Annotated in this window: 25 protein-coding genes and 1 pseudogene; 4 read left to right on the plus strand and 22 right to left on the minus strand. The window is 62.1% G+C overall.

Annotated features, from left to right (window positions below):
- Complete coding sequence (gene pabB, locus LQ564_RS15715; protein WP_231059059.1) at positions 1–1,833, plus strand: aminodeoxychorismate synthase component I; 1,833 nt, start codon at positions 1–3, stop codon at positions 1,831–1,833.
- 1 nt (position 1,834) lies between these two features.
- On the opposite strand, the gene LQ564_RS15720 is transcribed toward pabB, so the two are convergent.
- The 3 genes from LQ564_RS15720 to LQ564_RS15730 all read right to left on the minus strand — a co-directional run bounded on the left by LQ564_RS15720 (position 1,835) and on the right by LQ564_RS15730 (position 3,631).
- Positions 1,835–2,455, minus strand: a complete 621-nt coding sequence (locus tag LQ564_RS15720; protein ID WP_231059060.1) for an OmpW/AlkL family protein — start codon at positions 2,453–2,455, stop codon at positions 1,835–1,837.
- 107 nt (positions 2,456–2,562) lie between these two features.
- A complete protein-coding gene (locus LQ564_RS15725; RefSeq protein WP_231059061.1) occupies positions 2,563–3,147 on the minus strand; it encodes a glutathione peroxidase in 585 nt (194 codons plus the stop codon).
- 61 nt (positions 3,148–3,208) lie between these two features.
- Positions 3,209–3,631: a CoA-binding protein gene (locus LQ564_RS15730; RefSeq protein WP_231059062.1), complete on the minus strand. Its 423-nt coding sequence runs from the start codon at positions 3,629–3,631 to the stop codon at positions 3,209–3,211.
- A 116-nt stretch (positions 3,632–3,747) separates the two neighbouring features.
- On the opposite strand from LQ564_RS15730, the gene LQ564_RS15735 reads away from it, so the two are divergent.
- Positions 3,748–4,356, plus strand: coding sequence for a peptidoglycan recognition protein family protein (locus LQ564_RS15735; protein ID WP_269143572.1), 609 nt, complete (start codon positions 3,748–3,750; stop codon positions 4,354–4,356).
- A 24-nt stretch (positions 4,357–4,380) separates the two neighbouring features.
- On the opposite strand, the gene LQ564_RS15740 is transcribed toward LQ564_RS15735, so the two are convergent.
- The 3 genes from LQ564_RS15740 to LQ564_RS15750 form a co-directional block, all read right to left on the minus strand.
- A complete protein-coding gene (locus LQ564_RS15740) occupies positions 4,381–6,042 on the minus strand; it encodes a serine hydrolase (RefSeq protein WP_231059063.1) in 1,662 nt (553 codons plus the stop codon).
- Positions 6,043–6,145: 103 nt separating this feature from the next.
- Positions 6,146–7,801: a serine hydrolase gene (locus tag LQ564_RS15745; protein WP_231059064.1), complete on the minus strand. Its 1,656-nt coding sequence runs from the start codon at positions 7,799–7,801 to the stop codon at positions 6,146–6,148.
- A 128-nt stretch (positions 7,802–7,929) separates the two neighbouring features.
- Complete coding sequence (locus LQ564_RS15750) at positions 7,930–8,283, minus strand: hypothetical protein (RefSeq protein ID WP_231059065.1); 354 nt, start codon at positions 8,281–8,283, stop codon at positions 7,930–7,932.
- A 655-nt stretch (positions 8,284–8,938) separates the two neighbouring features.
- Here LQ564_RS15750 and LQ564_RS15755 point away from each other — a divergent pair.
- Both LQ564_RS15755 and LQ564_RS15760 read left to right on the plus strand, forming a co-directional pair.
- Positions 8,939–9,520 carry a restriction endonuclease subunit S gene (locus LQ564_RS15755; protein ID WP_231059066.1) on the plus strand — a complete coding sequence of 194 codons (582 nt, stop codon included), beginning with the start codon at positions 8,939–8,941 and terminating at the stop codon, positions 9,518–9,520.
- Positions 9,517–10,950 carry an N-6 DNA methylase gene (locus tag LQ564_RS15760; RefSeq protein ID WP_231059067.1) on the plus strand — a complete coding sequence of 478 codons (1,434 nt, stop codon included), beginning with the start codon at positions 9,517–9,519 and terminating at the stop codon, positions 10,948–10,950. Before LQ564_RS15755 ends, LQ564_RS15760 begins: the two co-directional genes overlap by 4 nt.
- A gap of 50 nt (positions 10,951–11,000) precedes the next feature.
- Here LQ564_RS15760 and LQ564_RS15765 read toward each other — a convergent pair whose 3' ends face one another.
- The 16 genes and pseudogenes from LQ564_RS15765 to LQ564_RS26030 all read right to left on the minus strand — a co-directional run bounded on the left by LQ564_RS15765 (position 11,001) and on the right by LQ564_RS26030 (position 25,410).
- The gene (locus tag LQ564_RS15765; RefSeq protein ID WP_231059068.1) at positions 11,001–11,423 is read right to left on the minus strand and encodes a F0F1 ATP synthase subunit epsilon; all 423 of its coding nucleotides are present in this window, start codon (positions 11,421–11,423) and stop codon (positions 11,001–11,003) included.
- Positions 11,424–11,450: 27 nt separating this feature from the next.
- Positions 11,451–12,854 (minus strand): F0F1 ATP synthase subunit beta, encoded by a 1,404-nt coding sequence (gene atpD, locus LQ564_RS15770; protein ID WP_036253147.1) that lies wholly within the window; start codon positions 12,852–12,854, stop codon positions 11,451–11,453.
- Between the two features lie 42 nt (positions 12,855–12,896).
- Positions 12,897–13,772 (minus strand): F0F1 ATP synthase subunit gamma, encoded by an 876-nt coding sequence (atpG, locus tag LQ564_RS15775; RefSeq protein WP_231059069.1) that lies wholly within the window; start codon positions 13,770–13,772, stop codon positions 12,897–12,899.
- Positions 13,773–13,828: 56 nt separating this feature from the next.
- Positions 13,829–15,370, minus strand: a complete 1,542-nt coding sequence (gene atpA / locus LQ564_RS15780; RefSeq protein WP_231059070.1) for a F0F1 ATP synthase subunit alpha — start codon at positions 15,368–15,370, stop codon at positions 13,829–13,831.
- A 75-nt stretch (positions 15,371–15,445) separates the two neighbouring features.
- Positions 15,446–15,979 (minus strand): F0F1 ATP synthase subunit delta, encoded by a 534-nt coding sequence (locus tag LQ564_RS15785; protein WP_231059071.1) that lies wholly within the window; start codon positions 15,977–15,979, stop codon positions 15,446–15,448.
- A gap of 2 nt (positions 15,980–15,981) precedes the next feature.
- Positions 15,982–16,452, minus strand: a complete 471-nt coding sequence (locus LQ564_RS15790) for a F0F1 ATP synthase subunit B (RefSeq protein WP_231059072.1) — start codon at positions 16,450–16,452, stop codon at positions 15,982–15,984.
- A 76-nt stretch (positions 16,453–16,528) separates the two neighbouring features.
- Positions 16,529–16,768, minus strand: a complete 240-nt coding sequence (gene atpE / locus LQ564_RS15795; protein ID WP_056340707.1) for a F0F1 ATP synthase subunit C — start codon at positions 16,766–16,768, stop codon at positions 16,529–16,531.
- An 86-nt stretch (positions 16,769–16,854) separates the two neighbouring features.
- Positions 16,855–17,706 carry a F0F1 ATP synthase subunit A gene (gene atpB, locus LQ564_RS15800; RefSeq protein WP_231059073.1) on the minus strand — a complete coding sequence of 284 codons (852 nt, stop codon included), beginning with the start codon at positions 17,704–17,706 and terminating at the stop codon, positions 16,855–16,857.
- A gap of 1 nt (position 17,707) precedes the next feature.
- On the minus strand, positions 17,708–18,046 hold the full coding sequence (locus LQ564_RS15805) for an ATP synthase subunit I (RefSeq protein ID WP_231059074.1): 339 nt from the start codon (positions 18,044–18,046) through the stop codon (positions 17,708–17,710).
- A 294-nt stretch (positions 18,047–18,340) separates the two neighbouring features.
- Positions 18,341–19,213, minus strand: a complete 873-nt coding sequence (locus LQ564_RS15810) for a ParB/RepB/Spo0J family partition protein (RefSeq protein ID WP_231059075.1) — start codon at positions 19,211–19,213, stop codon at positions 18,341–18,343.
- A gap of 34 nt (positions 19,214–19,247) precedes the next feature.
- Positions 19,248–20,018 (minus strand): ParA family protein, encoded by a 771-nt coding sequence (locus LQ564_RS15815; RefSeq protein ID WP_231059076.1) that lies wholly within the window; start codon positions 20,016–20,018, stop codon positions 19,248–19,250.
- Positions 20,019–20,130: 112 nt separating this feature from the next.
- Positions 20,131–20,778, minus strand: a complete 648-nt coding sequence (gene rsmG / locus LQ564_RS15820) for a 16S rRNA (guanine(527)-N(7))-methyltransferase RsmG (RefSeq protein ID WP_231059077.1) — start codon at positions 20,776–20,778, stop codon at positions 20,131–20,133.
- Entirely contained in the window at positions 20,775–22,706 is a 1,932-nt protein-coding gene (mnmG, locus tag LQ564_RS15825) for a tRNA uridine-5-carboxymethylaminomethyl(34) synthesis enzyme MnmG (RefSeq protein WP_231059078.1), read from the minus strand. Before mnmG ends, rsmG begins: the two co-directional genes overlap by 4 nt.
- A gap of 149 nt (positions 22,707–22,855) precedes the next feature.
- A complete protein-coding gene (locus LQ564_RS15830) occupies positions 22,856–23,626 on the minus strand; it encodes a TSUP family transporter (RefSeq protein ID WP_231059079.1) in 771 nt (256 codons plus the stop codon).
- A gap of 96 nt (positions 23,627–23,722) precedes the next feature.
- Complete coding sequence (locus LQ564_RS15835) at positions 23,723–24,556, minus strand: alpha/beta fold hydrolase (RefSeq protein ID WP_231059080.1); 834 nt, start codon at positions 24,554–24,556, stop codon at positions 23,723–23,725.
- Positions 24,553–25,410: pseudogene (locus LQ564_RS26030) on the minus strand (ABC transporter permease subunit). Before LQ564_RS26030 ends, LQ564_RS15835 begins: the two are co-directional and overlap by 4 nt.
- Between the last annotated feature and the right edge of the window lie 332 nt (positions 25,411–25,742).

A 25,742-nucleotide genomic window follows, 5' to 3' on the forward strand; every position in this document is an offset into this window, starting at 1 on the left:
ATGGACACCCAGGAAGTCTTCGCACTGCTCGACGACGCCGGCGCGCAAGGCGAAGCCCGGTCGCGCCTGTACAGCCGCCATGCGGACACGCTGTCCTGCGTGGACGCCGCCGGCTGGCCGCAGCTGCTGGCGCAGATGCAGGAAGCGCTGGCGCGCGGGCTGTACGCGGTGCCGCTGCTGACCTACGAGCTGGGCGCGCGCCTGCAGGGCCTGCCGGCGCATGCGCTCGACGGCCCGCTGGCGCGCGTGCTGCTGTTCGCGCAGTGCGAGCACATGGAGGCAAGCCAGGTCGAGGCCTGGATCGCCACCCGCGCATCGCACCTTGAACCGGCCGGCGTGGCGGGTGTCCAGGCCAACGTCGACGAAGCCGCCTTCATCCAAGCGATCGGGCGCATCCGCGACTACATCGCGGCCGGCGACACCTACCAGGTCAACTATACCTACCGCCTGCGCTTCGACACCTACGGTCCGCTGGTCGGCCTGTACGCGCGCCTGCGGGCGCGCCAGCGCGTGCCCTACGGCGCCCTGGTGGCCCTGCCCGGCGGCGAAGCGCTGCTCTCCTTCTCGCCCGAGCTGTTCGTGCGCCATGCGGGCGGCCAGCTCGTGACGCGCCCGATGAAGGGCACGGCGCCGGCCGGCGGCGACGACGCTGTCGACGAAGCGCGCGCGCGCGACCTATCGCAGGACGTGAAAAACCGCGCCGAGAACCTGATGATCGTCGACCTGCTGCGCAACGACCTGGGACGCATTGCTGTCACCGGCAGCGTCGAGGTGCCGGCCCTGTTCGAGGTGAAGCGCTACGGCAGCGTGCTGCAGATGACCTCCACCGTGCAGGCGCGCCTGCGCGCGGAGGCGACGCTGGAGGAGGTGTTCGCCGCCCTCTACCCCTGCGGCTCGATCACGGGCGCGCCCAAGCGGCGCACGATGGAGATCATCCACGAACTGGAGCCCGCCCCGCGCGGCATCTATACCGGCGCGATCGGCTGGTTCGATCCGCCTGCCGGCGGGGCGCGGTTCGGGGACTTCTGCCTGTCGGTCCCGATCCGCACCCTGGCCTTGTCGGCGCCGGAGGGCGGCACGCGGCGCGGGGAGCTGGGCGTGGGCGCCGGCATCGTCCACGACAGCGATGCGGCAAGCGAATTCGCGGAGTGCCAACTGAAGGCGCGCTTCCTGACGGGACTGGGCAACGAATTCGAGATCTTCGAGACCCTGCGCGCCAGCCGGGATGACGGCTGCCGCCACCTCGAGCAGCACCTCGACCGCCTGCATGCATCCTGCCGTTACTTCGGCTATCCCTTCGAAATCGGCGCGGCGCGCGCGGCGCTGGTCGAAGCCTGCCTGGCGATGGCGCCCGGCCAGCTGCACCGCCTGCGCCTGGCCGTGCAGCCGTCCGGCGAGATGAGGGTGCAAGCGGCGCCGCTGCAGCCGCTGCACGAGCCGGTGGCGCTGCTGCTGGCAGGCGAGGCCACGCACTCGGGCGACGTCTTCCTGCGCCACAAGACGGGCGTGCGCAGCCGCTACGACGCGGCCTGGCGCGCCGCCGAGGCCCAGGGCGCCTTCGACGCCTTGTTCTTCAACGAACGCGAGGAACTCACCGAAGGAGGACGCAGCAATGTATTCGTACGCTTCGGCAGCCAGTGGTTCACGCCGCCTCTGGCTTGCGGCCTGCTGCCCGGCGTGATGCGCGCGGTGCTCTTGGGAGCGCCCGCCTGGCAGGCGAGCGAGCGCGTGATCACGCGCGCGATGCTGGAAGAGGCGGACGATATCGTCGTCTGCAATGCGCTGCGCGGGCCGCTGCGCGCCGTCATCATCGACGACGCGCCCGCAACGTAGATCAGAAGCGGTAGCCCACGCCGACGCCGACCAGCACCGGATCCACGCGGACCTCGGACGCTTTCGCGCCACCCAGCAGCACGTCGCTGCGCAGCTTCACCTTCTTGACGTCGACGTTGACCGACCAGCGCGCGTCGAGCTTGATATCGACCCCGGCCTGCAGCGCCAGCCCCCAGCTGTCCTTCTCCAGCGTCGCCGCGCCACCCAGCAGCTTCACGCGCGAGATGCGGGTGTAGTTGACGCCGGCGCCGACGTAGGGACGCACGCTGGCCTGCGGCGCGAAATGGTACTGGGCCGTGAGGGTCGGCGGCAGGTGGCGGAAACTCCCGATGCGCTGGCCGTCGAGGGTCACATCGTGCTTCTGCGGATAGGTCAGGATCAGTTCCGCCGCCAGGTGCGGCGTGAAGAAGTAGGAGACGTCCACTTCGGGAATCGTCTTGGTACTGACGTGGATGCGGTCGCCGGCGCCGACGCCCGCCAGCGGCGTGGATTCATTGGCGGGGTCGATGTGGACGGCGCGGGCGCGCACCAGCCAGTTGGAATCCTGGACTTCCTGCGCCAGGGCCTGGCTACCGGCGACGGCGAGGACCGCCGCCAGCACATGCTTGCATATCGCTTTCATCTTTTTCTTACCTTTCGTCTTCGTCTTGAGTAACGAAGGTAAGCTTATTGATGCAGCGCAAAAAAATCGTTGATGTGGATCAAATACCCATAATCAGATCAAGGTTATTACAGCGCCGCCTCGATCTTGCCGACCAGGGCCGGATCTTCCGGCGTCACCTTGCTCGGGAAGTACTCCAGCACCTTGCCGTCGCGCCCGATCAGGTACTTGGTGAAGTTCCACTTCGGCGCCTGGCCCGTCGCCTTGGTCAGGCTGGCGTGCAGCGGATTGGCTTCCGGCCCGGTGACCGCGCTCTTGGCGAACATCGGGAATTTCACGCCGTAGGTGTTGAAGCAGAAGTCGGCGATCTCCTTCGCATTGCCCGGCTCCTGCTTGCCGAAGTCGTTCGACGGGAAACCCAGCACCACCAGGCCGCGGCCGCCGTACTTGGCGTACAGCTTTTCCAGTCCCTCGTACTGCTTGGTGAAGCCGCAGTAGCTGGCCGTGTTCACCACCAGCACCACCTTGCCGGCGTACTGGCACAGGTCCTGCGGCGCTTCGTCCTGCAGGCGCTTGAAGTTCTGCTTCAGGATGGCGGGGCAGGCCGCCATCGCGGGACGGACGGCGGGTGCGGCAGCCGTCTGGGCGGCGGCGGGCTGGTGCAGGCTCGCCGCGGCGATGGCGGCGAGGACGAGGGCGGTGGTCTTGAACATGACGGAGGCAATCGAGGGTGGCGATACCCCGATTGTAACGCAGCCTGCCCTGTAAAAATCGTCAGCCCTGCAGGTTGCGGTGCTCGATCTTGATGCAGTGGTTCTGGACCACGTCCAGCCCGGCGGCGCGCGCGAGGTCGGCCGCGGCCTGGTTCTCGATATCGAGCTGCATCCACAGGCAGCCGGCGCGCACCGCGATCGCTTCGCGCGCGATCGGCGGGATGTCCTCGGACTTGCGGAAGCAGTCGACGATGTCGATCGGCTGGCCGCTCGTGGCCAGGGCGTCGGCCGCGTCCTGCAGCGAGGCGTAGACGGTCTCGCCGAGGATGGTGTCGCCCGCATAGCTCGGGTTTACCGGCACGATGCGGTAGCCGGCCTGCTGCAGGTAGTGGGCCACCTCGTGGCTGGCGCGGTCCGGCTTGTTGGAAAGGCCGACGATGGCGATGGTCTTGGCGTCGTTGAGTATCTGGGAAATGCTGCGCATGATTGGGATGTGGTTGGATGCTGTTGTCGACACCAGCTTATCAGATTTGCATGGCCTACTAGCGCCCTGGACCGAATCGTGGAAAGATGCGGACTCGTTCCCGACCGAAGCCATCCATGCGCCCCATCGCCCTGTCCATCCTCGCCTTCCTGCTGATCTCCTCTGCCCACGCCGCCGAACCGCTCGCCGCCGTCGAACGCGCCATCGTCCCCGTCGCCGCCTGGGGCGGCACACCCGCCGATGCCAGCAAGGCGCGCCGCCACACGATCACCCAGATCACCCTGCACCACCAGGGCGAGCCGTTCAAGCCGGGCACCGACCCGCAGGCCTACCTGCGCCGCCTGCAGACCTGGTCGCGCACCACCAAGGGTTGGCTCGACATCCCCTATCACTACGTGATCGATCTCGATGGCCGCATGTACGAGGCCAGGAATATCGACTACGCGGGCGACACCAACACCGAATACGACCCGGGCGGCCACGCGCTCATCGAGGTGGTCGGCAATTTCGAGGAGGTCGAACCGAACCAGGCCCAGTTGGATGCCGTGGTCGACCTGATGGCGATGCTGGCGTCGAAATACAAGGTGTCGATCGACGACATCAAGAGCCACCGCGACCACTCCGACAAGACCGTGTGCCCGGGCGCGAACCTGTACCGCTACGTGAAGGAGGACTACTTCCGGCACAAGGTGGCGCTGCGCCTGGCGGGCGAGCAGGCGCGGTAGGGTGGTCGGCTTTCGCCGACCGCCCTACAGTTTGCGGCCCGGCGTGCTGCGCCCGCCCTGCTTGAGCACCATGCCCTCCCCTTCGAACACGATATCGGCATCCACGACGTTCGAGAAGAACACGGTCTCGCTCTCCGGGAAGATCTCGAGCTTGCCCTGTCCCGTGGCCTGGGCGAAGTAGCGCTCGCCCTCGCGCGTCAGCTCCATCACGAAGCCCGGGCGCAGCTCGTAGCGCCCCGCCTTCGCATCGAAGGCGGCATTGGCGATCTTGACCGCCTTGCGTGCCGGTGGCGCGTCGCCGCTGCGCGGCTCCACCTTCGCATTGCCGTCCTGGTACAGGGTCACGGAGGTGGCTTTGCCGCTGGCATCGCGCTGGAAGGCGAACCAATCGAGGCTGCCGGGGATGAAGAATTCGTCCTTCGACGCGGCCTTGACCGGCACCGGCGGCCGCCCGCTGCGCTGCATGACGAAACCATCGCCCGCGCGCTTGAACACCCGCTGCACGCCCTTGTCGACCGTGTAGCTGCCGGCGACGGCGTCGAGCGCCGCCGCATCCAGCGCCACTTCCCTGAACTCGCGGTAGGGCTTGCCGATGGCGATGCCGGCCGCCTTGCGCGCCACCACGCCCGGATTGGCGGGGCCGCTGTCGCTGTTGGTCAGCACCGCCACGAACACCTTCTGGTCCGGGAAACGGAGTGCATGGGTGCTGAAGCCGTTGATGCCGCCGCCGTGGCCCATCGCCGCCTGGCCCTGGATCGTCGCCACGTCCCAGCCATAGCCGTAGTTGGTGGCCTTGCCGTCGGCCAGGCGGTAGGAGGTAAAGGCGCGCTGCCAGCTGGCCGGCTTGAGCAGCTTGCCGGCGGAGATGGCGGCGTCCCAGCGCGCCAGGTCGTCCACCGTCGACACCAGCGAGCCGGCCGCATAGGGCTGGCTCATGCTGAGCGGCGCGGCGGCGCCGAACCCGGTCGCCGTGCGGCTGTGGCCCGCCGCCACCGGCGCGCGGCTGCTGCCGGTCCCTTCGTAATAGGTGTCGCGCATCCCGAGCGGCGCGAACAGGCGCTGCTCGAGGAAGGCCGCATACGTCTGGCCGGAGACCTTCTCGATGATCGCCCCCAGCAGGAAGTAGCCGGAGTTGTTGTAGCGGTACTGGCTGCCCGGTTCGAAGTCGAGCGGGTCGTTCTTGAAGCTGTCGATCATCTGCGCCACCGTGAGGTCCTGCGCCATCCGCGTCACGTAGTCCGGCTTGCCGGTGTAGCTGGCGATGCCCGAGGTATGGGTCAAGAGGTGCTCGATGGTGATCTTCTTGCCGCGGGTCGGGTAGTCCGGCAGGTGCCTGGTGATGTCGTCGTCGACCGACAGCTTGCCTTCTTCCGCCAGCATCAGGATGGCGACCGCCGTGAACTGCTTGGTGATCGAGCCCAGGCGCAGCGCCATCTCCGGGGCCATGTTGACGCCCTTCGCGGTATCGGCCATGCCGTAGGCCTTGCGCAGCACCGTCTTGCCGTCCTTGACCACGATGACGGTGGCGCCCGGCGCATCGGGTTTGAAATAGGGTGCGATCGAGGCGTCGATGCGGCTGGCCAGGTCCTGCTCGGCGAGCGTGGCGGTGGCGGCGTCCCGGGCGAGTGCCGCTTGTGGGTGGCAGAGCAGCAGGACGGCGGCGCAGACGGCGGTACGGAACAGCATGGTCGGGATCCCCTGTGTGATTGTCGGTACCGTCGAGAATATGCCCGGCAGGCGTGCCGGGCAAATAGCGGGCGACGAAAGGGCGTTTATGCGGTCCAGGACGTCAAATCCGGCGACCAGTATGGCTGCGGCCGCCCTGCCTGAAGATCATGCCGCCCTCCTCGAAGCTGATGTCGGCCTCGACGTCGCGGGCGAAGAAGCGCGATTCGCTCAAGGGGAAGATCTCGACCCGGCGCTGCCCGCTCGGCTGCAGGTAGTAGCGCCCGCCATCGCGCGAGACCTTGAGCACCATCCCCGGCTGGATTTCGTAGCGGCCGGCCCGCGCATCGAAGGCCGCGTCGCTGATCTTCGCCACTACCCGCGGCGGCGGCGCGTCTCCGCTTCGGGCATGCGCCAGCGCGCGTCCATCCTGGTGGTAGGTCACGCCGGTGGCCTTGCCGGCGGCGTCGCGCTGGAACACGAACCAGTCGACGGTGTCGGGCACGAAGAAGGTATCGGTCGACATCGCCTTGAGCACCAACGGCCCGCGACCCGGCCGCTGCAGGGCCAGGTAGTCACCGTCACGCCGGAACACGCGCTGGGGCTCCTTTTCATGCGTGTAAGCGCCCGCTACCGCGTCCAGGCTGGCGGCGTCCAGCGCCACCTCCCGGAATTCCGGGAAGGGCTTGCCGATGGCGACTGCGGCGGCGCGGCGCGTCACCACATCCGGGACCACGGTGCCGGAGTCGCTGTTGGTCAGCACCGCCACGTACACGCCCTTGCCCGGCAGCCGCAGACCATAGGAACGGAAGCCCCGCGTCGCGTCGCTGTGGCCGACCGCCGGCTCGCCCTGCACCAAGGTCAGTTCCCAGCCATAGCCGTAATTGCTGTCCTTGCCGTCCGCCAGCCGGTAGGACGTAAAGGCGCGCTGCCAGGTGGCCGGCTTGAGCAGCTGCTTGCCCACGGCCGCATCCCACTTCGCCAGGTCGTCGATGGTCGAGACCAGGGCGCCGCCGGCATAGGACTGGTTGGCGCCGAGCGGCCGCGCCGGACCGAAACCCTGCTCGAGCCGGGTGTGCCCGGCGGCGCCCGGCCACTTGCCGCGTTCGTAGCCCTCGTAGGCCGTGTGCGTCATCCCCTGCGGCACGAAGATGCGCTGCTCCAGGAACTGGTGATACGGCTGCCCGGATACCTTCTCGATGATGGCCCCGAGCAGGTAGTAGCCCGAATTGTTGTAGCGGTACTGCGTGCCCGGCTCGAACTGCATCGGGTCGTTCTTGAACGAGTCGATCTGCGCCGCCACCGTCGTGTTCTGCGGCGCGCGCTGCGCGTAGCCCGGCCGGCCGGTGTAGCTGACGATGCCCGAGGTATGCGTCAGCAGGTGCTCGATGGTGATCTTGCGGCCCTGGGTCGGGTAGTCCGGCAGATAGGTCGTGATCTCGTCCCGCAGCGACAGCTTGTCCTCGTCCGCCAGCAGCAGGATGCCGGCGGCGGTAAACTGTTTGGTCATCGAGCCGATGCGCAGCGCCACTTCGGGCCGCATCTTCACGCCTCGCGCGGTGTCGGCCATGCCGTAGGCGGTGCGCAGGATGGTCTTGCCGTCCTTGACGACGATGACGGCGGCGCCGGGCGCGTCCGGCGGGAAGTAAGGGGCAAGGGTTGCGTGCAGGCGGAACGCCAGGTCCTGTTCGGCGCGCGTCAGCGGAGCGTCGAAGGCGAACGCGGCCTGCGGCCGGGACAGCAGCAGCACGGCGGCGCACAGAGCGGATCGGATGAACATGATCGGACTCCTTTCTTGTTATGGAGTGCCGACTGTATGGCTATGCCCTGGGCCGCCACAACCGCGAGCCGACCGGTGGCAGCGCGGATGGGCTGAATGGTCGCCCGGCGGGGGCGAACGGGAGCCTGTCAGGACAGCTTGGCCGAGCTCAGGATCAGCCAGCTCACGGTCATCACGACGATGCCGGTGAGCGTGACGCAGGAGCCGGTGAAGAACAGGGCCGACAGCATGGTGGCCGACAGCACCCGCTCGAACAGGAAGCCGATCGCGAAGTCGAAGCCGGCCAGCACCGACCAGCGCCGCATATAGACCGGCAGGTAGCGGCTCATGCGGCGGTTGTGCTCATGCGCGGCGTGGCGCTCGAACAGGTCGCGCGCGCCGCTGACGTCGCGGAACAGCCAGTCGAAGAAGAGAAAGCGGTACAAGGTCTGTCCGAAACGGTCGTTCGGGGTGTCTGGCTGGCGGTTGGGGTCAGCGGTCATGATTGGCTCGACAAGGATGTCCATGCGGGAGATCGATCCATGCTATGCCGAAACCTCGAAGCTGCCTTGTGCGTTACCTAACCGTGCGCAGTATACGCGTGCCGGGTCATTAGTGGCCACAAGGGTAACCGCGGTGAAACCGGTTGCCATATAGATAACAGCGCCGTTACCTTGGCCAGCAAGTCCGCTGCGCTGGCGGCAAGCGCCGAGAGAACAACGAGCTGCCACCCTGCGACGCGGGATGTCGACCTTCATGCGTCCGAGACCGCTAGTGGAAAGAAAACTGGCGGGTACTTTGAGTACACTGTTGACAGCACATACTTCCCGAGCTATTGTTACGTCACTTCCAGGTGTACTCGAAGTACCCGGCGCAGCGGCAACTGCGCCTAGATTGAACCTAAACTGAAAACACTATGAAACCATTTTACTTTATTCAATCGTCATCTGTCGATACTAGTCACGCGCTTATCAAACAGAAAGTAGACGAGATTCCAACGTGGATCGAGGCGGCGAACACACTGATTAAGGTCATCGATCATCACCCGTTTGGAGGACTTCTCGTTGCTCTTCTCGTGGTCTGTGTTGTCTATCTATGTAAGCCTAACCGTAACTAAGTTGCATATTTCGACCCCTCTCAATGAGGGGTCTATACACTATGATGACAACATTAGATCAAGTAGTTGATATCCGCACCTTGATGATCTTCCGTGACAAGGCACCTGTCGAGGTTGACGATGGAAACGCCCGAGTGATCTCTATTAGAGATATTGTGGCAGAGTGGCCACCAACCTTCGAAGAACTTCCTTTAGTTGAGGTAACGGAAGCACAGCTTTCTCAGAAACTGCGAGCAACTGATATCATCATGCCAGCACGTGGAACAAATTATCCTGCGCGAATCTTCCCAGACACAAATGAAGTAGTGTTTCCAGTTGGACAAATATATGTAATTCGTACAACTAGCGACAATGTTCTGCCTGATTTTTTAGTTTGGTATCTAAATAGCACGTCGGCACAACAAGCTATAAGCTCGTCCGTATCTGGGGCCGTCATAAAAGCATTAAATAAAAGTCGCTTATTGCAATTAGGTCTCGAAATTCCGAACTTATCGACGCAGCATCGGATTATACGATTACAAAAGCTCTTAGACACGAGAAAGAAAGTGAGCCAAGAAATCGATCGTTTAACTTCTCTGGAGGTTCAGCTTGCATGTTCCAAGCTACTCAAGGACTGCCCATGATTAGTGAAGACAAGGTTTTTGAATTATCTTTATACGATGTATTTGACATCCTGCGGGACGGCTTTTCCTTACAAGAAGCCTTTCAACATATAACTGCGCTTGTCTTTCTAAAATGGCTAGAGGAATCAAATGAAAGGCCTAGCATATTCCATAAAATACATGTTGTGCCGACGGCCAGCTATAGGTATTTATTAAATAATCTTGATGAGAAGGATCTAGGCTTTAGAGTCAATTTGGCTTTCGAGCTACTAGAAGACTTAAACGAGGACGAATTGCGTGATGTATTTCTCACGCTAGACTTCGGTAATGCGCGTTTTTCTGGTCGAAATAATAATTGGACTGTTTTAAAGAAGCTGCTTCTTTCAATTGATGAAGCCAATCTACATCGTTCCAAAGGACCTGGATTCGCTAAATACACGCTAGATCAGTTCTTTGCATGTGCATCAAGTAGTGTCCTTAGCCCTCTCCAAGGTCCGGAATTCAATACACCTCACGAGATTGCTAGAATCGTCGCAAATATTGTCAATGTATCTCACAACGAAGTTATCTATGATCCAGCTTGCGGTTCCGGTCATCTACTTCTAGAGTGTGCTAAAGATGATCAGCGTAGGAGTACAACGTTGTATGGAAATGAGAAAAACAGAAATGCATGGATGATAGCAAAGATCAACTTAATTTCGCATGGATACAGCTCCACAAAAATTATAAATCGTGACTCATTAGACCCTAAGTATTTCGCTCGACTATCTAAGAGTGGTCCGCGGTTTAACGTTGCCGTCGCACATCCGCCTTGGGGCCTGCGCTGGAATGAAGAGTTTGAAAGCGATGATTTAGGCCAATACGATTTTGGTACTCCGCCAAGAAGCAGTGCGGATTTTGCTTTTATCCAGCATATGCTGGCCACATTGTGCAAGAAGAACGGTCGAATGGTTGCCGTTATGTCAACAGGGGTGTTGACTCGATCAGGTGCGGAACGAAAAATTAGGGAGAGACTGATTGGCGCCAATTTGATTGACGCTGTAATCGCGCTCCCGGATAAACTCTTTCAAAACACTGCCATTGCAGGTGCCTTGCTGATCTTTAAGACAAATCGCAATGAAACCGATGTGTTTTTTTATGATGCTCGTCGTCTTGCTAAGCCCAGCAAAGGAAAAAATATTTTTCCTGATTCGGCAGTGATAGAGATTAGTGAGGCTTATAGGAACCGGCAGATCGAACCTGGCGTTTCAAATCTTGTCTCGTTATCAGAAATTCGACTTCGCGATTATTCACTGAGCGTTGATGCATTCGTGGAGTCCGTTAACGAATTAGAGGTCTTGTCTCTGGCTGAAGTTAGGTTGCAAAGGAAAACGCTGGAATCAGAGTTGAGAGAAATTGATCATGATCTGAAGAATTTGCTCAGCTCCATAGATTCAGACAACCTGCAATAAAAAAGGCAGCCTCAAGGCTGCCTTTTTTCGCCGTAAAAGCGACTGTTTATCTAACGTCCTTTCGAACGCAGCTTCTGGATCGCCGCCAGCTGCGCGATCGCCGCGGCCATCTCGGCCTGGGCTTTCGCGTAGTCGATCTTCGATTCCTTGTTCAGCATCAGCTCTTCGGCCTGCTTCTTCGCTTCCAGCGCCTTCGCTTCGTCCAGGTCGCCACCGCGGATCGCGGTGTCGGCCAGCACGGTCACGCCGTTCGGCTGCACTTCCAGGATACCGCCGGCGACGAAGACGAACTCTTCGCCACCTGCGGCGGTCTGGATCCGCACAGCACCCGGGCGGATGCGCGTGATCAGCGGGGTGTGCTTCGGGTAGATACCCAGCTCACCCGCTTCACCAGGCAACGCGACGAAGGTAGCCAGGCCGGAGAAGATCTGCTCTTCGGCCGAGACCACGTCCACTTGAATAGTGTTTGCCATGTCTATCCTTCAGCTCGAGAAGCCGGCTCAGGCAGCCAGTTTCTTGGCCTTTTCGATCGCTTCCTCGATGGTGCCGACCATGTAGAAGGCCTGCTCCGGCAGATGGTCCAGTTCGCCCGATGCGATCATCTTGAAGCCCTTGATCGTGTCTTTCAGCGAAACGTACTTGCCCGGCGAGCCGGTGAACACTTCGGCGACGTGGAACGGCTGCGACAGGAAACGCTGCATCTTGCGAGCGCGTGCGACGACCAGCTTGTCTTCCGGCGCCAGTTCGTCCATGCCCAGAATCGCGATGATGTCGCGCAGTTCCTTGTAGCGCTGCAGGGTGCCCTGCACGGCGCGCGCGGTGGCGTAGTGCTCTTCGCCGACGACCAGCGGGTCCAGCTGGCGCGAGGTCGAGTCGAGCGGGTCGACTGCCGGGTAGATACCCAGCGAGGCGATGTCACGCGACAGAACGACGGTCGAGTCCAGGTGGGCGAAGGTGGTGGCCGGCGACGGGTCGGTCAAGTCATCCGCAGGGACGTAGACGGCCTGGATCGAGGTGATCGAGCCGGTCTTGGTCGAGGTGATGCGCTCTTGCAGACGGCCCATTTCTTCGGCCAGGGTCGGCTGGTAACCCACTGCCGACGGCATACGGCCCAGCAGTGCCGAGACTTCGGTACCGGCCAGGGTGTAGCGGTAAATGTTGTCGACGAAGAACAGGACGTCCTTGCCTTCGTCACGGAAGGCTTCCGCCATGGTCAGGCCGGTCAGCGCGACGCGCAGGCGGTTGCCCGGCGGTTCGTTCATCTGACCATAGACCATCGCCACTTTCGAGTTGGTCGGGTTTTCCAGGTCGACGACCTTGGCGTCCGCCATCTCGTGGTAGAAGTCGTTACCTTCACGGGTACGCTCACCGACGCCGGCGAACACGGACAGACCCGAGTGCGCTTTCGCGATGTTGTTGATCAGTTCCATCATGTTGACGGTCTTGCCGACGCCGGCGCCGCCGAACAGGCCGACCTTACCGCCTTTGGCGAACGGGCAGACCAGGTCGATCACCTTGATGCCGGTTTCCAGCAGGTCGGTCGACGGCGACAGTTCGTCGTAGGCCGGGGCTTCACGGTGGATCGAGGCCATGCGCTCGTGGCTGACCGGACCGCATTCGTCGATCGGGTTGCCCAGCACGTCCATGATGCGACCCAGGGTCGGGGTGCCGACCGGGACCATGATCGGGTTGCCGGTGTTCTGGATGATCATGCCGCGACGCAGGCCTTCCGAGCTGCCCAGTGCAATGGTACGGACCACGCCGTCGCCCAGCTGCTGCTGGACTTCCAGGGTCAGTTCCGAACCTTCCATTTTCAGTGCGTCGTACACTTTCGGCATGGCGTTACGCGGGAATTCCACGTCGACCACTGCGCCGATACACTGAACGATTTTGCCATCAGCCATTTTCGTTCCTTCAGATATAGTTAAATTCTTGTGCTTTGATCATCAAACGGCTGCTGCGCCGGAAACGATCTCGGAGAGTTCTTTGGTAATCGCTGCCTGGCGGGTCTTGTTGTAGACCAGCTTCAGGTCGCTGATGACACTGCCGGCGTTATCGCTCGCTGCCTTCATCGCGACCATGCGCGCCGATTGCTCGGACGCCAGGTTTTCCGCAACCGCCTGGTACACCAGCGCTTCCACGTAACGCACCAGCAGCTCGTCGATGACGACTTGCGCTTCCGGTTCGTAAATGTAGTCCCAGCTGATCCCGCCGGCATCCTTTTCCAGGTGCTTGGCCGGCAGCGGGAGCAGTTGCTCGACCATCGGTTCCTGCTTCATCGTGTTGATGAACTTGGTGTAGCACAGGTAGACAGCGTCGAGCTTGCCTTCCTGGTACGCGTCCAGCATCACTTTGACCGGGCCGATCAGCTTGTCCAGGTGCGGGGTATCGCCGAGCTGGGTCGCTTGCGAGACCAGCTTCATGCCCATGCGGTTCAGGAAGCCCAGGCCCTTGTTGCCGATGGCGACTGCCTCGACACGGTTGCCTGCCTGTTCCAGTTCGCGCGCCTTCTGCGTCACCTGGCGCAGCACGTTGGTGTTCATGCCGCCGCACAGACCCTTGTCGGTCGTGACGACGATGAAGCCGACTGCTTTTGCCTGCACGTCCTTGGCTTGCGCCATGAATGCGTGGGTGTACTCCGGGTTTGCGCCGGCAAGGTTGGCGGTGATGCTACGAACCTTTTCACTGTAGGGACGGGCGGCGCGCATGCGGTCCTGCGCCTTGCGCATTTTCGATGCGGCGACCATTTCCATCGCCTTGGTGATCTTCTTCGTATTTTCTACGCTCTTGATCTTGCCACGAATCTCTTTGCCTACTGCCATGAGTCCTTACTCCTTCCGCGCACCGGCGCTGCTTCCAGAGCAGCGCCGGCTCGTGATTAATATGCGCCGGATTTCTTGAAATCAGCAATGGCGGCCGACAGCGCAGCTTCGCCGTCCTTGTCCAGTTGCTTGGTCTCGTCGATCTTCGACAGCAGGGCGGCGTGGCCCGACTTCAGGAAGGTGTGCAGGCCCTGCTCGAACGGCAGGACGCGCTTGACTTCGATGTCGTCCAGGTAGCCCTTGTTGACGGCGAACAGCGATGCGGCCATCAGCGAGGTCGACAGCGGCGAGAACTGCGGCTGCTTCAGCAGCTCGGTCACGCGCGCGCCGCGGTCCAGCTGCTTGCGGGTCGATTCATCCAGGTCCGATGCGAACTGCGCGAACGCAGCCAGTTCACGGTACTGCGCCAGGTCGGTACGGATACCGCCCGACAGGCCCTTGATGACCTTGGTCTGGGCGGCGCCACCGACGCGCGACACCGAGATACCGGCGTTGATCGCAGGACGAATACCGGCGTTGAACAGCGAGGTCTCCAGGAAGATCTGGCCGTCGGTAATCGAGATCACGTTGGTCGGCACGAAGGCCGAGACGTCGCCCGCTTGCGTTTCGATGATCGGCAGTGCGGTCAGCGAACCGGTCTTGCCGGTGACGGCGCCGCCGGTGAACTTCTCGACGTAGTCGGCGTTCACGCGTGCTGCGCGTTCCAGCAGGCGGCTGTGCAGGTAGAACACGTCGCCCGGATACGCTTCGCGGCCCGGCGGACGGCGCAGCAGCAGCGAGATCTGGCGGTAAGCAACGGCTTGCTTCGACAGATCGTCATAGACGATCAGCGCGTCTTCGCCGCGGTCGCGGAAGTATTCGCCCATCGCGCAGCCCGAGTAGGCCGAGATGTACTGCATCGCTGCCGATTCCGACGCCGATGCTGCCACGACGATGGTGTATTCCATCGCGCCGTGCTGTTCCAGCGAACGCACGATGTTCTTGATGGTCGACGCCTTCTGGCCGATTGCGACGTACACGCAGGTGACGCCCTGGCCCTTCTGGTTGATGATCGCGTCGACTGCGACAGCCGACTTGCCGGTCTGGCGGTCGCCGATGATCAGCTCGCGCTGGCCACGGCCGATCGGCACCATCGCGTCGATCGACTTGATGCCGGTCTGCATCGGCTGCGAGACGGATTCACGGGCGATGACGCCCGGAGCGATCTTTTCGATCGGTGCGGTCAGGGCGGTATTGATCGGACCCTTGCCGTCGATCGGCTGGCCCAGTGCGTTGACCACGCGGCCACGCAGTTCCGGACCGATCGGCACTTCCAGGATGCGGCCGGTGGTCTTGACGGTGTCGCCTTCCGAGATGTGCTCGTAGGCGCCCAGGATGACGGCGCCGACGGAGTCGCGCTCGAGGTTCATCGCCAGGCCGAAGGTGTTGCCGGGGAATTCCAGCATCTCGCCCTGCATCACGTCCGACAGACCATGGATGCGGCAGATACCGTCGGCGACGGAGATCACCGTGCCTTGATTGCGAACTTCAGCCGAACCTTCCAGACCCTGGATGCGGCTCTTGATCAGTTCGCTGATTTCAGAAGAATTAAGTTGCATGAGTGCTAACTCCAAATGTTTTTGATGCGTAGGGCAAGGGCGCTGTGGCCGGCGAGTGGCTATCGATCCGGTCGATTACGAGACCAGCGCAACATGCATCTGTTGCAGCTTGGCGCGTACCGAGGTATCGAGCACTTCGTCGCCGACGACCACGCGCACACCACCGATCAGCGATTCATCCACTGTCACCGTTGGGTTCAGCTTGCGGCCAAATTTCTTTTCCAGCGTAGCGACCAGCTGGGCCAGCTGGTCACCCGAGATCTCGAAGGCGCTGTAGATGTCCGCATCGGCGGCACCTTCGTTGGCGTTCTTCAGTGCCGCGAACTGGGCGGCGATTTCGGGCAGCAGGGTGACGCGGCCGTTTTCGGCCAGCATCGCGATAAAGTTCTTCGCTTCAGCGTTCAGCGGCGACTTGACCAGGGACGCAATCGTGTCGGCCAGCTGGGCGTGCGTCACGTTCGGGTTGCTGGCGAAGGCCTGCACGTCCGCGTTGGCGCCGATCTGGCCCAATTCGGTCGCGACGGCCGACCAGGCGGCCACGTCGCCCGACTGGGCGACACGGTACAGCGCTTCGGCGTAAGGGCGGGCGACGGTTGCGAGTTCAGCCATGATCAGAGCTCGGTCGACAGTTTCGACAGCAGGTCGGCGTGGGCCGCTGCGTTCACTTCACGCTTCAGGATCTGCTCGGCGCCTTGCACTGCCAGCGCGGCGACCTGGCCACGCAGTTCTTCGCGGGCGCGGTTGACTTGCTGCTCGGCGTCGGCGTTGGCGGCGGCCACGATGCGGGCGGCTTCTTCGGCGGCGGTTGCCTTGGCTGCGTCGATGATCTGGGCAGCGCGCTTTTCAGCGTCGGCGATGCGCTTCTGGACTTCGTCACGGGCGCCAGCCATTTCGGCCTGGACGCGCTTTTCGGCGGCAGCCAGGTCAGCCTTGCCACGGTCGGCGGCGGCGAGGCCGTTCGCAATCCTCTCGGCGCGCTCGTCGAGCGCTTTCATCAGCGGCGGCCACACGAATTTCATCGTGAACAGCGCCAGGATGAAGAAGACAGCGAACTGGGCAAACAGAGTTGCGTTAAGGTTCACGGTTTTATCCTTCTTACAGAAACACGGATGCCGAACCAGCGGCTGGTTCGGCTCTTCAGGTCAAGCGCGCGCTTGATCAGCTGAACGGACGTGCGAAGACGAACAGCATGGCGATACCGACGCCGATCAGGAATGCCGCGTCGATCAGACCAGCCAGCAGGAACATCTTGGTCTGCAGGGTGTTCATCAGTTCTGGCTGACGTGCAGAAGCTTCCAGGTACTTACCGCCCATGATTGCGATACCGATGCAAGCACCGATAGCGCCCAGGCCGATGATCAAACCGCAAGCCAGTGCAACAAAAGAAAGGTCAGTCATGTGTAACTCCAAAAGTTAATTTAAAAACTAGATTAAAAACTACAACTTCTTTACAACCACTATCTGTTCGATGCTTGCGGCGCCGATCAGTGGCCTTCATGGGCCTGACCGATATACACCAGCGTCAGCATCATGAAGATGAATGCCTGCAGGAACACGATCAGGATGTGGAAGATCGCCCAAATCGAGCCGGCAATGACGTGACCGATGAAACCGAAGGCGGTAGCGGTCGAGCCCAGCAGAGCGATCAAGAGGAACAGCAGCTCACCGGCGTACATATTGCCGAACAGTCGCATACCGAGCGACACCATTTTTGCTGCATATTCGATGATGTTCAGGAGCAGGTTGAACGGCGCCATGTAGATGCCGAACGGGGCTGCGAACAGTTCGTGGATGAAGCCGCCCACGCCCTTGATCTTGATGCCGTAGTAGAGCATCAGGACCAGCACGCCCAGCGAGATGCCGATGGTGCCGTTCAGGTCGGCGGTCGGGACCACGCGGTGATACGGGAAGATGTGTTCCACACCCAGCAGGCCGAACAGTGCCGAGAACATGTCGACCGGCAGGAAGTCCAGCGAGTTCATCAGGGCGACCCAGACGAACACGGTCAGCGCCAGCGGGGCGATGAAGCTGCGGTCGCCATGGACGATCGACTTCGACTGGTCTTCGACCATCTCGACCAGCATCTCGACGGCAGCCTGGAAGCGGCCCGGCACGCCCGAGGTGGCCTTACGCGCGGCCATGAACATGAACAGGCAGCCGAGCACGCCCATCAGGACCGACCAGAACACGGTATCCATGTTGACGACGCTGAAGTCGACCACGAAATCCTGGTGCTTGTTCGACAGGTGACCCAGGTGGTGGGTGATGTATTCCGATGGGGTCGGATTGGCGTGCGCTCCTGCTGCCGCGACGCCTTCTACGCTTGGACTCGTCATGTCAGTGCCTAAATAATAAGATGATGTAACTTTTCAGCGCCACGACGAACCCGGCGAACAGCGCCAGCCAGTTCAGATCGTGGTACAGCTTGGCGGTCGCGAACAGGAGCGCGACCGTCAATATGATCTTTACAAATTCCCAGATGAAGAATGTTGCAGGACTGGCGCCGCCCACCCGGTGGGTATTGGCGAACAGTCTTACTGCCATGATGCCGTTGGGCACTACACAACACAAACCGCCCAGTACTGCCGAAAACATCGCAGACCATCCCCCCAGTAGTGCGGCGATGACGCCTGCGACTACCGTGGCCATCAATTGCAGGGAGACGATGCGCAGCATATTTTTATAGTTTCGCGCTGGCGCACTTGGATGGTTACTGATGTGGTAATTACATGAATCAGCGGGATTATAAGTGGTTATACGGACGCGAGTCAAACGATTCCGCGCTTATAACTGCTGTGTAAAGATGTGATGGAAGCAACACGAGGCGTGATAAAAACCTCATATTTTCAACTACTTAACTTGCGAGTCAGTAGGGTGGACGGCTTTGCCGTCCGCGCGTTCAAACAGTGGTGAAGAAGTGTTGACGTGGCATGCATACGTCAGTTGAACGCTACCCGAAACGTGACATTCTCATGCGCGCAGACGTGCCAGGACGCCGTCGAGGATATCCAGATCGGCGAAGTCGATGATCAATTGCCCCTTCCCCTTTGCACCCATCTTGAACATTACCGGCGTGGCGAGCTTGTCCGACAGCTCTTCCTCCAGGCGCACGATGTCGCCCGGCTTGTCCTTGGCGCGCGCGCTAGCTGCCGGGCTCGCCTGTTCCTCGAGCGCGCGCGCCACCAGCTTCTCGGTCTCGCGCACCGACAGGCGCTTGGCGATGACGTGGTTGGCCAGGGTGATCTGGTTCGCGCTGTCCACCGCCAGCAGGGCGCGGGCGTGGCCCATGTCGATATCGCCCGCCATCAGCATGGTCTGCACCGGCCCGGCCAGGTTAATCAGGCGCAGCAGGTTCGACACCGCGCTGCGCGAACGGCCGACCGCGCTGGCCGCCTGTTCGTGGGTGTAGTCGAAATCGTTGATCAGGCGCTGGATGCCCTGCGCTTCTTCCAGCGGGTTCAGGTCTTCGCGCTGGATGTTCTCGATCAGGGCCATCGCCGCAGCCGACTGGTCGTCGACTTCGCGCACCAGCACCGGGATTTCTTCCAGCCCCGCCATCTGGGCCGCGCGGAAGCGCCGTTCGCCAGCGATGATTTCATAGGGAACCTTGGCCCCCTCGCCCAGCGGACGCACCAGCACCGGCTGCATGATGCCCTGGGTCTTGATCGAGGCGGCCAGCTCGCTGAGCGAGGTTTCGTCCATGCGCGTGCGCGGCTGGTACTTGCCGGCCTGGATCTGGTCGATCTTCAGGGTCGAAGGCGCGGCGCTTGGGGCCGGCTGGCTGTCGCCGCCGAGCAGGGCATCGAGGCCGCGGCCGAGGCCCTTCAGTTTCTTGGTTGCCATTTCTGTGTCAGCTTTCAGTTCTGTCTTTGGAAAATCACATGGTCTTGATGCGCTCGACCATCTCGGCGCCGAAGGCGATGTACGCCTGCGCCCCTTTCGAGGACGGATCGAAGACCACGCCCGGGATGCCGTAGGACGGCGCTTCGGCCAGGCGCACGTTGCGCGGGATGATGGTCTTGAAGACCTTGTCGCCGAAGTGCTGCTCGAGCTGGCTCGAGACCTGCTGCGACAGGGTCATGCGCGGATCGAACATCACGCGCAGCAGGCCGATGATGCGCAGGTCGGTGTTCAGGTTGGCGTGCACCTTCTTGATCGTGTTGACCAGGTCGGACAGGCCTTCGAGCGCGTAGTACTCGCACTGCATCGGGATGATCACGCCGTGCGCGGCGCACAGGCCGTTCAGGGTGAGCAGCGACAGCGCCGGCGGGCAGTCGACCAGAATGAAGTCATAGTCCTTGTCCACCGCGGCCAGCGCATCCTTCAGGCGGCGTTCGCGGTTCTCCAGCGAGACCATCTCGACTTCGGCGCCGGCCAGCTCGCGGTTGGCGGGCAGCACGTCGAAGCGCCCCGCTTCCGAGCGCACCTTGGCGGCCGCCACGTCGGCCTCGCCCAGCAGCACCTGGTAGATCGAGTTTTCCAGGGTCGCCTTGTTGATGCCGGCGCCCATGGTGGCGTTGCCCTGCGGGTCGAGGTCCACCAGCAGCACGCGCTGCTCCAGCTTCGCCAGGCCGGCCGACAGGTTGACGGAGGTGGTGGTCTTGCCGACCCCGCCCTTCTGGTTCGCTACGCAAAAAATCTTCGCCATCTATTCTTATCCGTTGGAAGAGCTATATCGTTCATACCGTTCAAATCATTTTAACGGTTCGTATTTTATAAACGGTATAAACTGTTTGTACGATATAAACGATATATATCGTTTATACGGAACGCTCCACAAACACGAGGTGGCGTTCCGCGCCTAGCCGCGGCACGTGAAGGGGCTGCAAATCCGTGATCCGCCATTCCGAAGGAATCCGTTCCTGCTCATGCGCCGGCGCCGTCCCTTTCAATGCGATGAATCTGCCGCCCTCCGCCAGGAGGTGCGCGGACCAGTTCAGGAAATCGCTCAGGTCCGCAAAAGCGCGCGAAGTGATGACGTCGAATTTGTCGCTCACCTCGAGGTCCTGGACTTTCATGGTGTGCACGGTGACGTTGGCCAGTTCCAGCTCCGCCTTCACCTGCTTGAGGAAAGCCGTCTTCTTGTGCACGGTGTCGATCATCGACACCTTCATGTCGGGCCGTGTAATGGCCAGCACGATGCCCGGCAGGCCGCCCCCTGCCCCGACGTCCAGCACATTGCGCGCGCCGGCGAATGCCGGCACCGCGGCCAGCGAGTCGAGCAGGTGGTGGGTCACCATCTGCATCGGGTCGCGCAGGGATGTCAGGTTGTAGACGCTGTTCCATTTGTTCATCAGCGCCAGGTAACCCATCAGCTTTTCCTGTTGTTCGGCAGGAATGTCCAGCTTCATTTCGGCGATGCCGTCCGCCAGTACCTTGGCCAGCGCGGCAGGGTCGTAATACCTCATTGCGCCGCCTCCGCTGGTGCATTGGTGAAGCCCTTGGCGCCGCGTTTTTTCAGATGCACCAGCAGCAGCGAGATCGCCGCCGGGGTCACTCCCGAAATGCGCGATGCCTGGCCCAGGGTTTCGGGACGCTGCTTATCGAGCTTCTGGCGCACCTCGATCGACAGCGCCTGGATCTCCAGGTAGTTCAGGTTCTCGGGCAGCTTCAGGTTCTCGTAGTGGTCGTGACGCTCGACTTCCTTCGCCTGGCGGTTGATGTAGCCGGCGTACTTCAGCTGGATCTCGATCTGCTCCTTTACCGCCGGATCTTCGACGCCGGGGCCGGCCAGGGGCTGGCCTTCCATGCCGGTCATCGACATCAAGGTGTCGTACTGCACACCGGGACGGCGCAGCAGGTCGGCCAGGTTGTACTCACGCTCGAGCGCCTGCCCCACCACGCGTTCGGATTCGGCGGCCGCGAGGATGCGCGGGTTGACCCAGGTCGAGCGCAGTCGTTCCAGTTCGCGTGCGATCGCTTCGCGCTTGGCCTCGAACGCCGCCCACTGGGCGTCGCCGACGATGCCGAGCTTGCGGCCGATCTCGGTCAGGCGCATGTCCGCGTTGTCTTCGCGCAGCGACAGACGGTATTCCGCGCGGCTGGTGAACATCCGGTAAGGTTCGGCCACGCCTTGCGTGGTGAGGTCGTCGACCAGCACGCCGAGGTAGGCTTCCGAGCGGCCCGGGGTCCAGGCTTCCTCGCCCTTGGTCTGCAGCGCGGCGTTCAGGCCGGCCAGCAAGCCCTGGGCCGCGGCTTCCTCGTAACCGGTGGTGCCGTTGATCTGGCCGGCGAAGAACAGGCCCTTGATCGCTTTGGTTTCCAGCGAGGCCTTCAGGCCGCGCGGGTCGAAATAATCGTATTCGATCGCATAGCCGGGACGCAGGATGAAGGCATTCTCCAGGCCGCGCATCGAGCGCACCAGTTCCAGCTGCACGTCGAACGGCAGGCTGGTCGAGATCCCGTTCGGGTAGAACTCGTTGGTCGTCAGGCCTTCCGGTTCCAGGAAGATCTGGTGCGACTCTTTCGATGCGAAGCGGTGGATCTTGTCCTCGATCGACGGGCAATAGCGCGGGCCGACGCCTTCGATGACGCCGGTGTACATCGGGCTGCGGTCGAGACCATTGCGGATGATGTCGTGGGTCTTTTCGTTGGTATGCGTGACCCAGCACGGCACCTGGCGCGGGTGCATGGCGGCGTTGCCCATGACGGAGAACACCGGCACCGGATCGAGGTCGCCCGGCTGTTCGGCCAGCACCGAAAAGTCGATGCTGCGGCCGTCGATGCGTGGCGGCGTGCCGGTCTTCAGGCGGCCTTGCGGCAGCTTGAGTTCTTTCAGACGGCTCGACAGGGACAGCGCAGGCGGATCGCCGGCTCGGCCACCCGAGTAATTCTGCAGGCCGACGTGGATCTTCCCGTCCAGGAAAGTACCGGCGGTCAGCACCACGGCGCGGGCGCGGAACTGCAGGCCGACCTGGGTGACGGCGCCCACCACACGGTCGCCCTCCACCATCAGGTCATCGACGGCCTGCTGGAACAGCCACAGGTTCGGCTGGTTTTCGATGCGCGAACGGATCGCCGCCTTGTACAAGACCCGGTCGGCTTGGGCGCGAGTAGCGCGCACGGCTGGTCCCTTGGACGAGTTCAGGATGCGGAACTGGATGCCGGATTCGTCCGTGGCGATCGCCATGGCGCCGCCGAGGGCGTCGACTTCCTTGACCAAGTGGCCCTTGCCGATGCCGCCGATCGACGGGTTGCAGGACATGGCGCCCAGCGTTTCGATGTTGTGCGTCAGCAGCAGGGTCTTTTGACCCGTGCGTGCGGACGCGAGCGCAGCCTCGGTACCGGCATGGCCGCCGCCGACGACGATGACGTCGAATTCAGTTGGAAATAGCATGATGAGGAGTGGGGCGAGGAGACTAATGCGCGATTATAGATTCTTTTTTCTTGCAGGACTCTTCGACGGTCTGAAAACGGCAGATTTTGTTCCACGTGAAACAAACAAAAAAGCCAGGCGAACCCGGCTTGATTGTTTCACGTGGAACGTCACCACCCGATCTTGGTGAAGGCGTCGTAGGCGGTCTTCAGGATCAGGGCGGACACCACGACAAGGAACAGCTTGCGCACGAATCCGCTGCCATGCTTCAGGGCCAGCCTGGTGCCAAGCAGCGCCCCCGCGATCTGGCACACAGCCATCATCAAGCCGAGCTGCCACAGGATATGGCCGCTGTACCCGAACCACAGCAAGGCCGAGAAGTTACACGCCACGTTGACGATCTTGGCCGCCGCCGACGCGCTCAGGAAGTCGAAGCCGAAGAAGCGTACGAACAGGAAGATCAGGAAGCTGCCAGTGCCCGGTCCGAAGAAGCCGTCATAGAAACCGATGGCGGCGCCGATGCCGATCGCCCAGTAGCGCTCGGCGAGGCCGCTATGCACCGGCGCGTGGACCGTACCCAGATCTTTCTTTTTAAAAGTGTAGACAGCCACCGCCACCAGGATGATCGGCAACAGCGTACGTACAAAATCGGCAGGCACCCGCGTCACGGTCCACGCGCCGGCAAAGGAGAGGATGAATGCCGCCATGGCCGCGGGCGCCGCCGTGCTCCACGCTACCCGGACCCGGCGTGCGTAGTTCACGGCAGCGGCACTGGTGCCGAAGATGCTGGCCAGCTTGTTGGTGCCCAACAGTGTTGCGGGAACCTCTTTCGGAAGGACGGAGAATACGGCCGGAATCTGGATCAGGCCGCCGCCGCCAACGACGGCATCGACCAGGCCGGCCGCGAAGGCAGCCGCGCCGAGCCAAGCAAAATCAATCATGGGAATTACGTGGAGAAATGCAGAGGCTGCATTGTACTCCGGCGCATCATGCGAATGACCGAAGGACCAGGCGAAGGCAAACCGCCAACCTGCGAATCAGGCTGCGGCCTGGTACGGCGGCAGGAAGTCGAGCAGCAGCGCATTGAGGCGCTCGGTGGCGGACAGTTGCATCCAGTGCCCTGCCCCGCTCAGCACTTCGTAGCGGAAGCCCGCGCGGCAATGCTGGGCCGAGTCCAGCATCTGCTTCTCGCCCAGTGCCGGGTCGCGGTCGCTCCAGATGCCCATGACCGGCACGTCGACCGGGCGCCAGCGCGCCGGCTGGCCCAGCTTGATATTCGCGCGGTAGTAGTTCAGCGCCGCGGTCAGGCGCCCTTCGGGCTCCAGCGCCGCGCGCCAGATCGCCAGCTGCTCCGGGCGGCGCGTCATCTGGCGCAGGAAGAACCAGTCGTTGGCGCGGATCGCGTGTTCCGCCACCACCGGCATCAGGAAACCGAGGATGTACCAGAAGCGCATCTGCTGGGTCACGCCGGCGCCGGCGATCGCGGCCGGATGGCCGGTCGACATGGCCACGAAGCGTTCGATGCGTTCCGGTGAACTCATGCACAGCTGCCAGCCGACCAGGCCGCCCCAGTCATGGCCGACGATGGTCGCCTTCTCCACACCCAGCACATCCATCAGGCCGACAATGTCGGCGCACAGGAAACGGATCGCATACGCGCCGGTACTTTCCGGCGCATCGGTCTTGCCGTAGCCGCGCATGTCCGGCGCGATCACCCGGTAACCGGCCTGCGCCAGCGCCGGGATCTGATGGCGCCAGATTTCGTGGGTGTCCGGAAACCCGTGCATCAGGATCACGGTGGGGCCCTCGCCTGCGCTGACGTAATGCATGCGCAGGCCGTTGACGTCAAGGAAATGCGATTCGAGGTTCATGTCTTTAGCCTCAAAGCTATTTCCCCCACAATACCACGACGGAACAAGAGAACGCAGACAATAAAAATCAGGCCCGTCACCATGCCGACCGACTCGCCCAGCGTGCCGAACCAGGCCACGCCGGAGCGCTCCGCCAGCCAGGCGCCAAGGTCGCCGAGCTTGTTCTCCAGCGCCACCACGATGCAGGCGCCCAAGGCCGAACCTGCCATCGTGCCCATGCCGCCGACCAGGGTCATCAGCACCATCAGGCCCGACATGGTCCAGTGCACGTCGGTCAGGCTCGCGAAGCCGAGCACGACCGTCTTGGTGGCCCCGGCAAGCCCTGCAAGCGCCGCGGACAGGACGAAGGCGAGCAGCTTGTAGCGGTCGACCTCGTAGCCGAGCGAGACGGCGCGCGGCTCATTGTCTAGATCGCCTCCAGTACTTGGCCGTAGTGCGGGTCGGCCATCAGCGCATCGGTAAAGTTCTCCATGCCGACCTCCCACAGCAGTGCCAGCGCGCGTTCGTTCAAGCTGTCCAGAGCGTGGCTGCTGCGCCAGAAATGAGAGCCGGCGCTGCAGGTCGATGCGGATATTGTCCCGTACCGTCAACACGGCTGAAATCTGGAAGGGACGGGTGATGCCCATGCGCGCGACCTGGGCCGGCCAGGCGGCCGTGATGTCCCGACCATTGAACAGGATCTGTCCGGACGTAGAAGCGAGGAATTTGGTGAGCAGGTTGAAGCAGGTGGTCTTGACAGCGCCGTTAAGGGCTCGGATATGGCCGCGCTCGACCCGAAGGTCGAGGCCGCCAATCGCCGTGAATCCCTTGAACTCCTTAGTGAACCTGCTTGTCCCCAGGATGACGTCCGACATTGAATCTGCTAACAAAGACATGAGCAGATGTGCTTGGCGTCCTCTTCCTGCCCCGAACCGTCTTGTTGACCGTGCTCGCATCTGACAGGCGTGACTTTCCCGCCTCCCACCAGCAGTATGCCGGCGGCAGTGCCTGACCTTACCGTCAGACTCGCCACGGGTAGTGCCGTTGTCGCCGCGAGAGCGTCGGTGGCGAACCGTTTTTTGACTTCCAGGTTTTCACTTACCTGTATGCCATGCATATCGTCAAACTCAGCTTCGTCGCTTGGTTTTCGCGGCATAGCTGAGCCATTTCGACAGTGTGCCTGCATACCAACTTACGTAGCGTGAGA

This window comes from Massilia phyllostachyos (assembly GCF_021044825.1).
Lineage (GTDB): Bacteria > Pseudomonadota > Gammaproteobacteria > Burkholderiales > Burkholderiaceae_D > Telluria > Telluria phyllostachyos.

Coding starts and splice junctions, on each gene's coding strand:
- LQ564_RS15810 (WP_231059075.1), bottom strand. CDS start 19,213: ATGGCAACCAAGAAACTGAAGGGCCTCGGCCGCGGCCTCGATGCCCTG.
- LQ564_RS15745 (WP_231059064.1), bottom strand. CDS start 7,801: ATGTTCATCCGATCCGCTCTGTGCGCCGCCGTGCTGCTGCTGTCCCGG.
- atpE (WP_056340707.1), bottom strand. CDS start 16,768: ATGACTGACCTTTCTTTTGTTGCACTGGCTTGCGGTTTGATCATCGGC.
- LQ564_RS15830 (WP_231059079.1), bottom strand. CDS start 23,626: ATGATTGATTTTGCTTGGCTCGGCGCGGCTGCCTTCGCGGCCGGCCTG.
- atpG (WP_231059069.1), bottom strand. CDS start 13,772: ATGGCAGTAGGCAAAGAGATTCGTGGCAAGATCAAGAGCGTAGAAAAT.
- LQ564_RS15755 (WP_231059066.1), top strand. CDS start 8,939: ATGATGACAACATTAGATCAAGTAGTTGATATCCGCACCTTGATGATC.
- LQ564_RS15805 (WP_231059074.1), bottom strand. CDS start 18,046: ATGCTGCGCATCGTCTCCCTGCAATTGATGGCCACGGTAGTCGCAGGC.
- mnmG (WP_231059078.1), bottom strand. CDS start 22,706: ATGCTATTTCCAACTGAATTCGACGTCATCGTCGTCGGCGGCGGCCAT.
- LQ564_RS15750 (WP_231059065.1), bottom strand. CDS start 8,283: ATGACCGCTGACCCCAACCGCCAGCCAGACACCCCGAACGACCGTTTC.
- LQ564_RS15730 (WP_231059062.1), bottom strand. CDS start 3,631: ATGCGCAGCATTTCCCAGATACTCAACGACGCCAAGACCATCGCCATC.
- LQ564_RS15835 (WP_231059080.1), bottom strand. CDS start 24,556: ATGAACCTCGAATCGCATTTCCTTGACGTCAACGGCCTGCGCATGCAT.
- LQ564_RS15740 (WP_231059063.1), bottom strand. CDS start 6,042: ATGCTGTTCCGTACCGCCGTCTGCGCCGCCGTCCTGCTGCTCTGCCAC.
- atpB (WP_231059073.1), bottom strand. CDS start 17,706: ATGACGAGTCCAAGCGTAGAAGGCGTCGCGGCAGCAGGAGCGCACGCC.
- atpA (WP_231059070.1), bottom strand. CDS start 15,370: ATGCAACTTAATTCTTCTGAAATCAGCGAACTGATCAAGAGCCGCATC.
- atpD (WP_036253147.1), bottom strand. CDS start 12,854: ATGGCTGATGGCAAAATCGTTCAGTGTATCGGCGCAGTGGTCGACGTG.
- pabB (WP_231059059.1), top strand. CDS start 1: ATGGACACCCAGGAAGTCTTCGCACTGCTCGACGACGCCGGCGCGCAA.
- rsmG (WP_231059077.1), bottom strand. CDS start 20,778: ATGAGGTATTACGACCCTGCCGCGCTGGCCAAGGTACTGGCGGACGGC.
- LQ564_RS15725 (WP_231059061.1), bottom strand. CDS start 3,147: ATGTTCAAGACCACCGCCCTCGTCCTCGCCGCCATCGCCGCGGCGAGC.
- LQ564_RS15785 (WP_231059071.1), bottom strand. CDS start 15,979: ATGGCTGAACTCGCAACCGTCGCCCGCCCTTACGCCGAAGCGCTGTAC.
- LQ564_RS15765 (WP_231059068.1), bottom strand. CDS start 11,423: ATGGCAAACACTATTCAAGTGGACGTGGTCTCGGCCGAAGAGCAGATC.
- LQ564_RS15815 (WP_231059076.1), bottom strand. CDS start 20,018: ATGGCGAAGATTTTTTGCGTAGCGAACCAGAAGGGCGGGGTCGGCAAG.
- LQ564_RS15720 (WP_231059060.1), bottom strand. CDS start 2,455: ATGAAAGCGATATGCAAGCATGTGCTGGCGGCGGTCCTCGCCGTCGCC.
- LQ564_RS15760 (WP_231059067.1), top strand. CDS start 9,517: ATGATTAGTGAAGACAAGGTTTTTGAATTATCTTTATACGATGTATTT.
- LQ564_RS15735 (WP_269143572.1), top strand. CDS start 3,748: ATGCGCCCCATCGCCCTGTCCATCCTCGCCTTCCTGCTGATCTCCTCT.